General features: G+C 57.8%; 15 protein-coding genes. All 15 read left to right on the top strand.

The genetic code is table 11. The annotated features are described in order from the left end of the window. Positions 1–9 precede the first annotated feature (9 nt). The 15 genes from traL to B059_RS19230 are packed head-to-tail and all read left to right on the top strand — an operon-like array spanning position 10 to position 12,777. Positions 10–300: a type IV conjugative transfer system protein TraL gene (traL, locus tag B059_RS0114705; protein ID WP_018079013.1), complete on the top strand. Its 291-nt coding sequence runs from the start codon at positions 10–12 to the stop codon at positions 298–300. Continuing rightward, entirely contained in the window at positions 300–890 is a 591-nt protein-coding gene (traE, locus tag B059_RS0114700) for a type IV conjugative transfer system protein TraE (protein ID WP_081601640.1), read from the top strand. Before traL ends, traE begins: the two co-directional genes overlap by 1 nt. After that, positions 853–1,584, top strand: coding sequence for a type-F conjugative transfer system secretin TraK (locus tag B059_RS0114695; RefSeq protein ID WP_081601639.1), 732 nt, complete (start codon positions 853–855; stop codon positions 1,582–1,584). Before traE ends, B059_RS0114695 begins: the two co-directional genes overlap by 38 nt. Positions 1,585–1,637: 53 nt before the next feature. Further along, positions 1,638–2,840, top strand: coding sequence for a TraB/VirB10 family protein (locus B059_RS19255; RefSeq protein WP_157273725.1), 1,203 nt, complete (start codon positions 1,638–1,640; stop codon positions 2,838–2,840). A 23-nt stretch (positions 2,841–2,863) separates the two neighbouring features. After that, positions 2,864–3,715: a DsbC family protein gene (locus B059_RS0114685; protein ID WP_018079009.1), complete on the top strand. Its 852-nt coding sequence runs from the start codon at positions 2,864–2,866 to the stop codon at positions 3,713–3,715. Continuing rightward, positions 3,712–4,272 carry a type IV conjugative transfer system lipoprotein TraV gene (traV, locus tag B059_RS19250; protein WP_018079008.1) on the top strand — a complete coding sequence of 187 codons (561 nt, stop codon included), beginning with the start codon at positions 3,712–3,714 and terminating at the stop codon, positions 4,270–4,272. Before B059_RS0114685 ends, traV begins: the two co-directional genes overlap by 4 nt. After that, positions 4,269–6,845 (top strand): type IV secretion system protein TraC, encoded by a 2,577-nt coding sequence (gene traC / locus B059_RS19245; protein ID WP_018079007.1) that lies wholly within the window; start codon positions 4,269–4,271, stop codon positions 6,843–6,845. Before traV ends, traC begins: the two co-directional genes overlap by 4 nt. Further along, entirely contained in the window at positions 6,842–7,324 is a 483-nt protein-coding gene (locus tag B059_RS0114670; RefSeq protein ID WP_018079006.1) for a hypothetical protein, read from the top strand. The genes traC and B059_RS0114670 overlap by 4 nt, the downstream gene beginning before the upstream one ends. Further along, positions 7,321–7,866: a S26 family signal peptidase gene (locus B059_RS19240; RefSeq protein ID WP_081601638.1), complete on the top strand. Its 546-nt coding sequence runs from the start codon at positions 7,321–7,323 to the stop codon at positions 7,864–7,866. The genes B059_RS0114670 and B059_RS19240 overlap by 4 nt, the downstream gene beginning before the upstream one ends. 1 nt (position 7,867) lies before the next feature. Further along, the gene (gene traW, locus B059_RS0114660; protein WP_018079004.1) at positions 7,868–8,491 is read left to right on the top strand and encodes a type-F conjugative transfer system protein TraW; all 624 of its coding nucleotides are present in this window, start codon (positions 7,868–7,870) and stop codon (positions 8,489–8,491) included. After that, positions 8,488–8,676, top strand: a complete 189-nt coding sequence (locus tag B059_RS0114655) for a hypothetical protein (RefSeq protein WP_018079003.1) — start codon at positions 8,488–8,490, stop codon at positions 8,674–8,676. The genes traW and B059_RS0114655 overlap by 4 nt, the downstream gene beginning before the upstream one ends. Further along, positions 8,676–9,683 carry a conjugal transfer pilus assembly protein TraU gene (gene traU, locus B059_RS0114650; protein WP_018079002.1) on the top strand — a complete coding sequence of 336 codons (1,008 nt, stop codon included), beginning with the start codon at positions 8,676–8,678 and terminating at the stop codon, positions 9,681–9,683. The genes B059_RS0114655 and traU overlap by 1 nt, the downstream gene beginning before the upstream one ends. A gap of 18 nt (positions 9,684–9,701) precedes the next feature. After that, complete coding sequence (locus B059_RS19990) at positions 9,702–10,385, top strand: type-F conjugative transfer system pilin assembly protein TrbC (RefSeq protein WP_157273724.1); 684 nt, start codon at positions 9,702–9,704, stop codon at positions 10,383–10,385. Further along, complete coding sequence (locus tag B059_RS0114640) at positions 10,382–11,485, top strand: hypothetical protein (protein ID WP_026177558.1); 1,104 nt, start codon at positions 10,382–10,384, stop codon at positions 11,483–11,485. Before B059_RS19990 ends, B059_RS0114640 begins: the two co-directional genes overlap by 4 nt. Further along, a complete protein-coding gene (locus B059_RS19230; protein ID WP_051068532.1) occupies positions 11,482–12,777 on the top strand; it encodes a conjugal transfer protein TraN in 1,296 nt (431 codons plus the stop codon). Before B059_RS0114640 ends, B059_RS19230 begins: the two co-directional genes overlap by 4 nt. Positions 12,778–12,781 lie beyond the last annotated feature (4 nt).

Here is a 12,781-nt window from a genome sequence, read left to right as displayed (position 1 = left end):
TTGAACAGCATGGCCAATCAAGATTCGCCAACGATCCCGACCCGCCTGGACGACCCTCCCAAGTTCATGTGGTGGGATTTCGATGTGGCCATGCTGTTCATGTCCTTCTTTGTATTCGGCCTCATTACAGGCTGGCTCGTGAGCTTCACGGTGTTCGGGTTGGTGATGGCCTGGCTTTACCGCAAAGCCAAATTCGGCCAGCACAGAGCTTATGGCATGCACCTGCTGTATTGGCATCTACCCGTCAGTCTGGGAATGAAGGCAACACCGCCTTCGAGCATACGAGAGTTCATTGGCTGATGAGAATAGACAAACTGAGCGGCCAAGTGGCCGTCACTCTCGGGGTGCGCAGATGGGCTGTGATGATGTTCGCCCTGTCGCAGATCGCATTGCTACTGATGTTGATCGCCTTCCTTACGCGAGGCGACACACACCGCGAAACACTGGTTCCACCGACGATCCACACAACATTCTGGATCGAGGATGACAAGGTTTCCAAAGAATATCTGATCGAGATGGGCGTGTTTCTGGCCCAACTCTACTTCGATGTGACACCGCAGAACGTGGACTTTAATCACCGCACACTCAAGTCCTATATCGACCCCCGCTTCTACGGGAAGCTGGAAATCGAAGCCGGCGCTTATGCCCAAAAGATCAAGGCGGATAACGCCAGCACGTTCATGGCGATCGCGATGGTCATGCCGGACGAGGCAAAACAACGAATCGCTGTTCAGGGTGTGCTCAACACCTATCTGGGAGACAGCAAAACATCACAGGTGAACAAAACCTACGTATTTGAGTTTGGCCAACGCGGCGGCCGTGTGCTGCTGACCGGTATGAGAGAAGGTAAGAATGCTGCCCGACCGTTTGAAGAAATCACTGCTCCTTAGCCTTAGCCTTTTTTGCTTATTTGCCGTCCCATCCTCTCATGCTCTGCAGGTAGTGGAAGGCGTCGAGGGCAAGACCCTGTTCGTCAAGGTGAGTCTGAGAGACTTGAACCGCATCTCGATCGAGGGAGGCCGGGTTCGCCTGGTCAAGTCCGCCGACGACGGAATGCTCACTGGCAGTGCGGACGCCACCACCGGGCAGGCCCTGATTCAGCCATTGGCCAAGGATCCGTTCGGAGTGTTTGTGTTCAGTCAAAGCGGGAGAACCTACACGCTGGTGTTGCAGCCCCAGGATATCCCAGGGGAAACCATCGTGATCAAGGAAGCGGCTGCCCCTGCTTCTGTTGCAGCAAAGCCAGGCGAGATTGAACGTGCCGCCAGTTACCAGCAGGCGATCAAGAAAATGATTCAGGCATTGGCAGGTGAAGGTTTGCCTGAAGGCCTGGAGGTAAAGAAGACCTGGGAGGAAATCCGCCTCTGGAAAGGCTCCCGTTTTGCGCTGGAGCATGTTCTCACCGGACATTCACTGGTGGGTGAACAGTATCGCCTGTTCAATATCAGCGACGCCCCGGTTCGGGTCGCCGAACAGGAGTTCTACAAAAAGGGCGTGTTGGCCGTGTCGGTGCGCGACTTGACCGTTGAGCCGGGTCGCAGCACCCAGGTCTTTGTGGTGAAACGGAACGAGGGGGTGCGGTAATGGCGCGAATCATACCCACCCTCAAGGCGTCGCCTGCCCGCAAGAAGCAACTAATGATGGCGGTCGGCGTCGGCGCCGTGATTGTCGGGGTGGCCTTGGCTGCGGCATGGTTCGCCGACTCCGGGAGTAATAAAACTGATCTGGCTTCTGTGGACAAGCCTGAACAGGTCAGCCTCATGGCTGTTCCTGGTCAGCAGCTGAACGACAAGGATGTTTGGCGGGCGAACGAAGCATCAAAGATCGAGGCGCTGAATAAGGAAATCGCTGCGATCAAGCAGAACATGGTGAATATCCCACAAAGCAGTGGTGGATCCATGCAAGGCACCGCCGGAGCGGGAATCAACGAAGTGCCGATGCCTCCCCCGGCAGCGGTAAATCAGCCCGGAGGCAATTTACGCCCGCTGCAACCCATGGGTTCGGCGGCATTGCCGCCCCCTCCCCCACCGCCTCCTGGAAGGCCTGGGCAGTTCGCACAGCCTGGCATGGATCCGAATGCGCCGATGCAGCCCGTGGTGAAGCGCGCGTTCACGCTCGAAGTTTCCAATTCGACGGTGGCTGCGCCTGCCGCACCGCAGGCGCAGCCACAAGCCGCTGGCATGTCGTCCGCCCCAGATAAGGAAGAGAAGACATCGGCTGAGAACTATCTTCCTGCCGGGACGTTCATGCGCGTGGTGTTACTGGCAGGTCTGGATGCGCCGACGGGTGGACAGGCGCAAAACAATCCTCATCCGATTCTGATGCGAGTGCTCGATCTAGCCCAGTTGCCCAATCGCTACATGGCCGACATGAAGGATTGCGTGGTCACGGCCAATGGCTACGGCGACATATCTTCTGAGCGTGCATATATCAGGACAGATCGTCTGTCGTGCATCGACCAGAAAGGCGGGGCAGTCGACGTATCGCTTAAAGGGTATGTAGCCGGTGAGGATGGCAAGGCCGGGATGCGCGGAAGGCTGGTTTCCAAGCAGGGGCAGGCGCTGGCGAATGCCTTCCTCGCGGGGATTGGCTCAGGCATCGGGCAAGCGTTCAAGGAATCTTCGAGCACTGTATCGACCTCACCGCTGGGTTCCACCAGCACGGTGACGGACGGCAAGGAGTTGCAGGCTGGACTGGCATCCGGCGTTGGCAGCGCGATGTCACAGCTATCGAAGTATTACATCAAGCTGGCCGAGCAGGTATTTCCGGTGATTGAAGTGGACGGCGGCCGCGTGGTCGACGTGGTACTGACGCGCGGCCAGAGTATCGAGAGGCGGTAAAGAACATGAGACCCCAAACCCGAATGAAAACCCTGCTGTCCAAACTGTTGATTCTGTCCTGCATGCCAGGATTTACGCTGGCTCAGGATGTAGAAGCCCCCCCCGTTCTGCCTTCTCAAAAAGTGATTGCTGAAGCCGCAGCTACGGCCGTGACGGATGCCGGCGAAGCTGCGCGTGCGAACGATCAGGTCGCGGTCCAGCGCAATCTGCGGCTGATGTACCCGAAGACACGCTTCGGAAAGATTTCCACCACCCCGCTGCCGGGCATCTACGAAGTCGTGATGGGCCGCAATGTCGCATTCGTGGAAGAGTCGGGGCGGTATTTCATTTTCGGGCGCATGTTCGACATGGAGAAGCAGGAGGACATCACCTCCGAAGCCGAGGCTGCGCAGCCGACGTCACCTGCCGTCGAATTCGCCTCACTCCCGCTGCAACACGCGATCAAGAACGTGCATGGCCAGGGTCGGCGGGTGCTCGCCGTGTTCTCAGATCCGGACTGTCCGTACTGCAAGAAGCTGGAGCAGGAGCTGGCGAAAGTGGATGACGTGACGGTCTACACCTTCCTTATGCCACTGGAGCAGCTTCATCCTGATTCGCGCGCGAAGGCAGATGCGGTCTGGTGCAGCAAGGATCGCTCGGCCGCCTGGTCCGCGCTGATGCTTGAGGGCAAGGTTCCCAAAAAGACCAAGGGTTGTCAGGCGCCGCATCAAGCGGTGCTGCCTCTGGCTGAGATGTTGGGGATCAACGGTACGCCATTCCTGGTGGCCGGTGATGGCCGAACCATGCCGGGGGCTGCGGCTGCCGCGCGGATTTCCACCTGGCTTGATGCCGTGAAGAAGCCTGCCGCGGCCAATATGCAGGGAGGTACACAATGAAAATCGGGTATCTGTCGCTCGCCGCCGTGACCTTGCTGGCTGCGGGCTGTTCTTCATTCTCCGGACTCTCTGGCTCTAAATCGGAACTGGCTTGCAAGGCCCCCGATGGGGTGATCTGCACGTCGGTTTCCGGCATTTACGCGAACTCTCTGGCCGAGGCCTTGCCGGGACAGCAACTACCGAAATCCCAGGATAAACCATCTCAGGATGCCGGCAGCAAGGATCCAAGGGATGACGCGACGATGCCGCCTCCTGTCTACTTCTCCCCACGCGACCTGGCGACGCCGAACAGCGGCGATCCGATTCGCATGGCCCCGTTAATGCTACGGGTGTGGATCGCTCCCTGGGAGGATACGGAAGGTGATCTGCATGATCAGCACTATCTCTACACCGTGGTCCACCAGGGTAAGTGGTTAATCGAGACCAACCAGCAGCAGATTCGTGACGCGTACAAGCCGGTGTTCCCGCTCAGGGGTCAGGAAAAGCCAGATCAGGAACGTCCGGATGCAGCAAGCTCAATGCCCGGCGTATCGGTTCAGGGGGGCGGCAATCCATGATGTCCGCGCTGGCGCAACCATTTGTTACGCTGAAATCGTGGCTGATGCGCGAGGACGAACTGGCGACGCCATCCCCGGTGGCGGACGAGAACCATTTCACTACGCGACAGAACTACAACCGCTTCTCTGATCTCTTGCCATGGACGGGGTATTGGGAGACCGAGAAAATTTTCGCCATTGAGGGCGAGGCAGAAGGCAGCATCGAGGCGATTGGCTACGCCATCGAAATGAACCCGCAGACAGGCGCTACAGACGACATGGCGCGCCTGATTCAGGAAATCTATCGGGATATGCCAGCCGGAGCCGGGGTGCAGGTTCAGTTGTGGGGAAGCCCGGACATTGATGCCTTCCTGAACAATTTTAAGAAGGTGGTGCGCCCCGAATTGCTGCAGGACGACGCCCAGCGGTCATTGATCGCGCGCATGACAGCCGAACGTTCTGCCCATTACCGTAAGGCATCCCTCGTTCCGCCCGTCAGCTCGCGCCCGAGCGTGATGCGACGCTACCGGGTGCTGCTGTCTGTCACGATGCCGGTAAAGGATGTGGAATACCGCACGCTGGAACGCATCATCGCCTTGCGCGATGCCCAGGTATCCAAACTCAAGACGTATTACCAGTTCGAGCGGGTCTGGGGGGCGGAGGATCTCATGGCCTGGGTGCGCACCATGCTGAGTCCCGCACAACATTCAGCCGATCCGGTCTGCTATGACGACGGACAGGCATTGCGCTACCAGATGATTACCCGTGACACCGTGGCCTCGGTGGGCAGGCTCGGCATCACCCTGCGCTCGCCAAACGGGGATGCAGTCTGCGTACGAGCGCATTCGGCGCAAGGTTATCCGAAGCAGTTCGACCTGCATCAAGTCGCCAGCATGCTGGGAGACGCCAATAAGGGATCCATGGGCTACCCCTGCCCCTTCCTCATCACCATGGGGGTGCAGATTCTGAATTACGACGAGCACAAGAATCTGACGCAGATGAAAACGGCTCGGGCGATTCAGGTTTCGGAAAGTCCGATGGGGAAAGCGCTACCGGACGTGAGCAAGCGGGCGGCGGACTGGAAATTGTTGCAGAACGCCTACGACGAGGGGGGAGGTGCATTGCGTCTGTACCATCAGGTGCTGCTTTTCCCCAGTCCGGATGCCGTAGCCGAAGCGGACGAGGCGGCCAGAGCCATCTGGCGCAGCCTGGGCTTCGCACTGAGCCCCGACACCTATATGCAGACCCAGGCGCTGATGTCCTCGCTGCCGATGGCACTCGGTCCCTCCCTGCAACGCGACATCAAGATCGCGCAGCGGTTTTCCACCAAAACGACCGCCAACGCGGCCAATCTGTCGCCTGTTCTGGGCGAATGGCGCGGTGTCGGGGCTCCGGTGCTGACCTTCACGGGGCGTAATGGCCAGACCATAGGCGTGAATCTGTTCGACAACCCGTCTGGCAACTACAACGGTTGCGTGGTGGGCACGTCCGGGTCTGGCAAATCCGCATTCCTGAACGAACTTGCCGAACGCTATCTGGCGATGGGGGCGAAGGTCTGGATTATCGACGTGGGCCGTTCCTACGAGAAGCTGTGTCACGCGCTCGGCGGTCAATACATCGAGTTCACCAAGGAAGCGAATGTCGTCCTCAATCCGTTCACCATGGTGAACGAAATCGACGAAGACATGGAGATGTTGAAGCCGTTGATCGCCCAGATGATCTCCCCTGGACGCCGACTGTCAGATTACGAACTGTCCCAGCTCGAACTGGCGATTCGAGGACTTTGGGAAGAGCGCGGACCGCGATCGAGTATCGACCTTCTTGCGGAGAAGCTGAAGCTCGCCTGTCACGATGGCGGCACGCTTGAGCATGGCGAGGAAGAGGCCTGCGATCCACGCATCCGCGATCTGGCGGTGCAGCTGACTTCCTACACCTCGCTGGGCAGCTACGGCCATTACTTTGAAGGCCAGCACACGGTCAATTTCAATTCCAATCTGGTTGTTCTGGAGTTGGAAGAGTTGAAATCCAAGAAAGACCTGCAGTCGGTGGCCCTCTTCATCCTGATGTACCGCATCACCCAGGAAATGTACCTGGCGCCGCGCGAACAGCCCAAGGTGGTGATCCTGGATGAAGCCTGGGATTTGCTCACGGGCGGTCAGACGGGTGACTTCATCGAGGCGGGCTACCGCCGCGCCCGGAAATACGGTGGTGCCTTCCTGACGGGCACGCAGGGCATCAACGACTACTACCGTAGCGCAGCCTCACAGGCCGCACTGGAAAACGCTGACTGGCTGTTCATGCTCAGGCAGAAGCAGGAGTCCATTGCCAAGCTCGAAGAGAAACTGGCCTTCACGCCGCACATGGCTCACCTCGTCAGCAGCTTGCGCACCGAACAGGGCAACTATTCGGAAGTGTTCGTCTCCTGTGGCCAGGCTGGTTACGGGGTCGGGATGCTACTGCTTGACCCCTACTCCCAACTCATGGGTTCGGCCAACGCACGCGATTTCTCAGCCGTGCGGCAGAAGCTCGAAACTGGCTTGTCCATGGCCGATGCGGTCGATGCCGTTCTGCAGGATCGGAAGGCGGCGATATGACCGAGATTACAAGGGCCGGGAGTAATTCTGCTGAAGTATCGGCTACGGAAGATCAGGCTGTGGCTCAGCCTGAGATGGGGTGTGATTTTCTTATGATGAGCTGGATTTCGCTGTTGATGGGATTTCTTGTCACAACAGTGACGCTTGCGGCATACCACTTCTGGCTGGCGAAACCGACCGCGGGATTCGCGGTGGTAGACCTCGCCAGTGTCGTCAAAATCAAGGAAACCGAATTCACCACTTTGCTCTCCCGGCCGAACGTCAGCGACGAGGACCGGAAGGCTGCTTACCTGCTTGTCAGCAGGATCGGCCCTACGATCGAACACGCAGTGGACAGGCTGCAGAAGGAATGCGGCTGCACCATCATGGTGAAGTCGGCGGTGATCGCGGGGCCGGCCGATGACCTGACGCCGCGTTTGAAAGCGATGCTCGGCATGTCGACAGGGACTGAGGCTCAAGGCTTCGGAGTGAAACCATGACGAAGGCTGTAGTCACCCCAAGCGCGGGCAACTTATGGAATCGTTGGCTGGTTTACTGGCACACCGAGATGATTCCCCATCTCCGACGCAACTGGCTGTTTTGGAGCGGGCTGGTGGGCGCCATCCTGCTCTTCAATGCGTTCTTCACGTTGGCGATTACGGTCACGGAAAGCCTGCCATACCGGGTATTTGTGGTGATCAAGGGCGACCTGAGTATCAAGCGCGGTGATTACATCGCCTGGCGCTGGGCGGGCGGTGGTCCATACAAAGCCGGGCTTTCGTTCGTGAAACAGGTGCGTGGCATTGCGGGCGACACCGTGACCTCAGAGGGTCGGGATTTTTTCGTAAACGGCGAGTTCATGAGCACCGCCAAGCCGCGTACCCGGACAGGCGAGCCGTTGGCGCTTGGCCCGACCGGCGTGATTCCGGCCAACCATTTCTATGTTTACGCACCCCACAAGGATTCGCTGGATTCGCGCTTTGCGCTGACGGGCTGGATTCCGCTTGAGCGTGCCTCCGGGCGTGCGATTCCGCTGTTTTGACATGATCAAGAAGGCTCTGGCGATGATTCTGTGTGGGTTGATCATGTATCCGGCCTGGGCTCAGGAGATTTTGGGGCCGTCCTATCCCATCACCGAACCGGACATGCTTGAAGCGATACAGGACAAGCTCAAGTCCATGGAAAAAAACGGTCGTCTCGGTCAGCTTCAAAGAGAAGCCATCGAGCGATCGAAACAAAGCATCGAGCGGCCGGACCCAGTGAAGGGCATCGTCAAGACGCGCCAGCCGCGCACCTTCTACTTTGATCCGTCGTGGCGCGTCTCGCGCGACATCACCACGCCAGATGGCAAAGTCATCGCGCGTGCGGGTGACATGGTCAACCCGCTCGACTATGTGCCCCTTTCCAATCACCTGATTTTCTTCGATCAGAGCGACCCGAAGCAGGTAAAGAAAGCCGCCGAGATTATCAAGCGATTCAACGGAGCGGTGAAGCCGATTCTGGTCGCGGGTGAACCCTTGGCGCTCACCAGACAGTGGAAACGGCAGGTGTACTTCGACCAGAGCGGGCATCTGGTCATGCGCTTCGGGATCAAGCAGGTCCCTGCGCTGGTGTCGCAAGAGGTAGCGCAAAGGCGCTTGCGCATCGACGAAATGAAAGCTGAGTGAACGTGAATACTTTTACCTGTATTACCGATCCCGGACTGACCCTGCAAATTGCTGAATGGTCAGATATCGACAGGCCGCATTGTGGCAGCACCAGGATCGTGGTGGCCTGGGACGACAACCGGCTGCAAAGCCTGATCATCAAGCAGACAAAGAAACCCGTGGGCTTGCTGGGAAGGTTCAACTGATGAGCTCGCTGCTCCGGAACATTCGTGCTGTTCTGGTGCTTGCCTTTGCGGTTTCGCCCAGTTCATGGGCGGCAACGACCACTTGCACCGGCAAGTTCATGAATCCGATCACGGATGTTTGCTGGTCGTGCGCGTTTCCGCTCAAGGTCGGCGGCACCACGATCATGGATTTTGGCCAGGAGGATTTTGATAGCGGTGTGAGCAACCCGCTGTGCGCATGCTCAAGTCCGCCCAAGGTGGGTTTGAGCATCAGTTTTTACGAACCGGCGCGGCTGGTCGAGGTGGTGCGCAAACCCTACTGCTTCCCCTCCCTTGGCGGGATCACCATTGATCCCGGCGTGCCGGCGCCAGCGCATGTTCAAGCGCGTGGGGGTAAATCGTTCTACCAGGCTCACTGGTACATCAGTCCCCTGATGTTCTGGCTGGAAGTCATCGTCGACAACCCGTGTCTGGAACAGAATGTTTTCGACCTGGTGTATTTCACCGAGCTTGATCCGCTGTGGGCGGATTCGGAGCTGACCTTCATCCTCAATCCTGATGCAGTGCTGTTTGCCAATCCGCTGGCTCAGGCCGCCTGCGCCGCAGATTGCGTGGCTGCCACGGCTGGCTTTCCTCTGAACGAGCTTTTCTGGTGCGCGGGCTGCCAGGGATCCATGTACCCGCTCAATGGCTGGGTGGGCAACCATGTCGGCGCCGTGCAGGCCTCGACACTGATTGCCCAGCGCATGACCAACAAGATGCACCGCGAATTGCTGGTCTGGGGCGCGCACGGAACGTCTGGGCAGTGCGGCTACTACCCCATTCCGCTCATGGACAAGCGCGCCTACAAGACCCAGATGACCTACCCCATCCCCAACACCAAAAAAGAGGATGGCAAATGCTGTTCAACCATGGGACGCACAACGGTCATTTCAGGCGCAGGAAAGGAGTTCCCATACAAGGGCGAGGATTTCGCTTACATGCTCTTCCGCAAGCGGGACTGCTGCCAGGGGGCCTTTGGATTCTGATCGATGAAGAAGCCTGTGATGAAAATTCTGTTGCTTGTTCTGTTCGTTGCCACCACATCCGCTGGGTATGCGGCTGACAACCCCCCTACTCTGCCAGAGACAAATGGCTATGGCGATAACGCAGTGGCGCGGCAGAAGTCGAGTCAGGCGATCGATGCTGCCAGTCAGGCGGCGCGCAATGGCCTGGTTCGTGCCTTCCCCAAAATCAAGGTTCCATCTTCCGGCGTGGACATCGGCCAGATCGCGGCCCGCTTCAACCAGACAGCGCAGAAGCCGGAAGACGACAATCTCATGATCTTCGTCACTCTGGGCATGCCGGGCAAAGCGCTGATAAATCTGGCCAGACAAGCCGCGCGCACGCGTGCCGTGCTGGTCTTGCGTGGGGTCGAAGGCGGGCTTGCCAAGGGGAACTGGCCGCGTGCGATGGAGGCACTGAAGCCGATTGCCGAAACGGGTGCTTCCATCATCATCCACCCCGATTTATTCCGGGCATACAAGGTTGATCAAGCCCCCACGTTTGTCCTGACGACAGGACGGCAGGGCGAGGCCTGCCTGAACAACCTGAGAAAGGAATGCACCCAGAGCCTGCGCGCTACTGGCGATGTCACCCTGGATTACGTGCTTGAGCGCTGGGCACAAGGCGGCAGTCCACTGGCCGCTGAGGCACGATCACGGCTGTCCATGCTGGAGTACCGGCCGTGAAGGCTTTACTGCTACCACTGTGTCTGGTCTCAAGTGTGACCTGTGCCGACATGACCGCGAACGATGCCTTCAATGAGGGCAACACCTTCGGCAAGGCGAATGTTGGAACAGCCAAGAGCAAGATCAGCACCACCACAGCGAGCGACTCCAACACGGGAGTGCCGAACTATACGGCCACCGATCCTGCTTCCAGCTACTACATGGGCGGCACAGGTAGCCTGACGGCGCCAGCCACCGCGGGGGTGACAGGCTGTACATCCACCGCAGGAACGGCAGATCCCGATCCACATACCCACGGGAAGTGCGAAGGCGTCAGGATGCTTATGAATGACCCTGGCAAGAAGAACGTGATGTTCCCGCTCAATTCCACTACCGATCCGCTGGTTGTCAAACGCAACATGGTGTCGGGCGATGCAGAGACATATCTCGGCAGTCTGATCGTGAGCGGGGGTTATGCCGGATGCGCAGAAAAGACGGTCAAGGATCCAGACAAGTACCAGACGGAAACCTGTAATCAATACCTGACGGCAGGTGAGGAATCCTGCAATGAAATTTTGACGGTTACGATTACGACATCTGAGTCTTGCGTACCAGGGACATGGTATGGCGGCTATTCATTGGGTATTCCGGTTTACGGCTGGGTAAATCAGGTCGACATCTACTGCGACATGAATCGTTCGGATGGAATGCTGAGACTGCGTTTCACTCCGATTGGGCTACACGGTGTTTGCAGTATCGGGTACCTGGATGTTCCAAAATCGCCATTCACCGTGGCAGATTCAGTTGGCTGGGGTGTAATTGGCCAGACATGCGACGGCGACGGAAACTGTTCCGATTCTTACGGCCCAGTCAATTATGAGTTGACCAGCATTCACAACTGGAAGGGAGCTTGCACCGTAACGAATTACATCGGATACGAACCAGGTTATGCCCAAGGGTGTGTCGGAGATACGTGTAATTTCACCTTCAGAGCACTGGATAGCCGCTGGGGCAATCAGGCTGTGGCGACTGGCGGTCCATTCACGCCGCCGAAGATAATCGTCACAGAAACGGACTCCTGGGATAACCAGTGTACGGCGCTGGAGGCCCGGCTTCCATGATGCCGCTTACCTTGATGCGGCTGATAGCTCGGCTACTCATCGTCACTCTCCTGTTCCCCTTGCTCTCGTCTCCGGTGCTGGCAGGGGATGGCTCCTGCACAAAGAATTCCAGGGTCTGCATAGAGGGGCCGGAAACACGCATGATCAGCGGCTATCCGGTGACTCGCGATTGCTGGAAATACGAAAGCAAGTACGACTGCATCTCCCAGAACTACGTGGACGATTGCGCGCCTCTAGCTGCGCAGGGTTGTGCGCAGATCGGCTCAAGCTGCGTGGAGTATGTGGACGGTGATCCAGCCAAGTGCTCGCTCTATGAGCAGACGTATCAATGCAAGGTGGCGGATGGCGAGTCTAAAACCATCACGGATTGTGGCGGACAGACCTACTGCGTTGATGGCACGTGTTTTGATGCGGGGTACACGCCGGACGGTGATTTTGCGCTGGCGATCACCGGTATGGAGGCGCTGCGGCAGGCCGGCAACTACATGGATCCGGACACCCTGACGCTGTTCAACGGCAAGAACAGCAAATGCAGAGTGACGCTCGGGATTTTCAGTTGCTGCAAGACTAACTCGATGGGGAGCAATCAGAACAACAGCGACATGATGACCAGCATGGGCGCGAGTCTGGTGAAGAGTTTCGGAACGGAATCAATCCAATATTTAGGGTCTACAGCAGTCTACGATTCGCTGTTCCAATCGGACGCCCCGAATTTCCTGATAAATGGAATGGAGTCAATTCTTGGGGGAAGCGGATCTTCATCGGTCTTTAGTCCTTCGTTCAGCTATTTTGGACTGACCGTTGGATACGGCGCCCCTGCAGCCGGAACAACCGTGCTGCTTGGGGAAAGCGGGACGTTCTTCATCGGTTTTGATCCCGCTTCGTTTGCGATTGCCATCGCAATCTACATCATTATGGAGCTCGTTTCATGCGAACAAGAAGAGCAAATTCTTGGCATGAAGCGCGGGCAGAATCTTTGCGTTCATGTCGGTACCTATTGCTCCCAAAAAGTCCTTGGTGTCTGCGTGCAGAAGAAGCAATCGCACTGCTGTTTCAACTCCCGTATCGCACGATTGATCGCCGCTTCTGGGCGATCTCAGCTTGGCAAATCCTGGGGGAGCCCCCAAAGCCCGGATTGCGGTGGCCTAACCCCCGCTGAACTCCAGAGCATCGACTTTAGCTTGATCGACTTTTCCAGCGTGGTGGCGGATGTGAAGGCCAGCGTCAAAATCCCGGATTACGCGATCGACCGTGCCACGGCAAAGATCAACAGCTACTACGGCACGCCTTAGATTG

The sequence above is a fragment of the Thiobacillus denitrificans DSM 12475 genome (assembly GCF_000376425.1).
GTDB lineage: Bacteria > Pseudomonadota > Gammaproteobacteria > Burkholderiales > Thiobacillaceae > Thiobacillus > Thiobacillus denitrificans.
This window is presented reverse-complemented; position numbering and strand designations above follow the sequence as displayed.

Coding starts and splice junctions, on each gene's coding strand:
- traC (WP_018079007.1), top strand. CDS start 4,269: ATGATGTCCGCGCTGGCGCAACCATTTGTTACGCTGAAATCGTGGCTG.
- B059_RS19240 (WP_081601638.1), top strand. CDS start 7,321: ATGACGAAGGCTGTAGTCACCCCAAGCGCGGGCAACTTATGGAATCGT.
- B059_RS19230 (WP_051068532.1), top strand. CDS start 11,482: ATGATGCCGCTTACCTTGATGCGGCTGATAGCTCGGCTACTCATCGTC.
- B059_RS0114685 (WP_018079009.1), top strand. CDS start 2,864: ATGAAAACCCTGCTGTCCAAACTGTTGATTCTGTCCTGCATGCCAGGA.
- traW (WP_018079004.1), top strand. CDS start 7,868: ATGATCAAGAAGGCTCTGGCGATGATTCTGTGTGGGTTGATCATGTAT.
- B059_RS0114670 (WP_018079006.1), top strand. CDS start 6,842: ATGACCGAGATTACAAGGGCCGGGAGTAATTCTGCTGAAGTATCGGCT.
- B059_RS0114695 (WP_081601639.1), top strand. CDS start 853: ATGCTGCCCGACCGTTTGAAGAAATCACTGCTCCTTAGCCTTAGCCTT.
- B059_RS19255 (WP_157273725.1), top strand. CDS start 1,638: ATGATGGCGGTCGGCGTCGGCGCCGTGATTGTCGGGGTGGCCTTGGCT.
- traV (WP_018079008.1), top strand. CDS start 3,712: ATGAAAATCGGGTATCTGTCGCTCGCCGCCGTGACCTTGCTGGCTGCG.
- B059_RS19990 (WP_157273724.1), top strand. CDS start 9,702: ATGAAAATTCTGTTGCTTGTTCTGTTCGTTGCCACCACATCCGCTGGG.
- traU (WP_018079002.1), top strand. CDS start 8,676: ATGAGCTCGCTGCTCCGGAACATTCGTGCTGTTCTGGTGCTTGCCTTT.
- traE (WP_081601640.1), top strand. CDS start 300: ATGAGAATAGACAAACTGAGCGGCCAAGTGGCCGTCACTCTCGGGGTG.
- traL (WP_018079013.1), top strand. CDS start 10: ATGGCCAATCAAGATTCGCCAACGATCCCGACCCGCCTGGACGACCCT.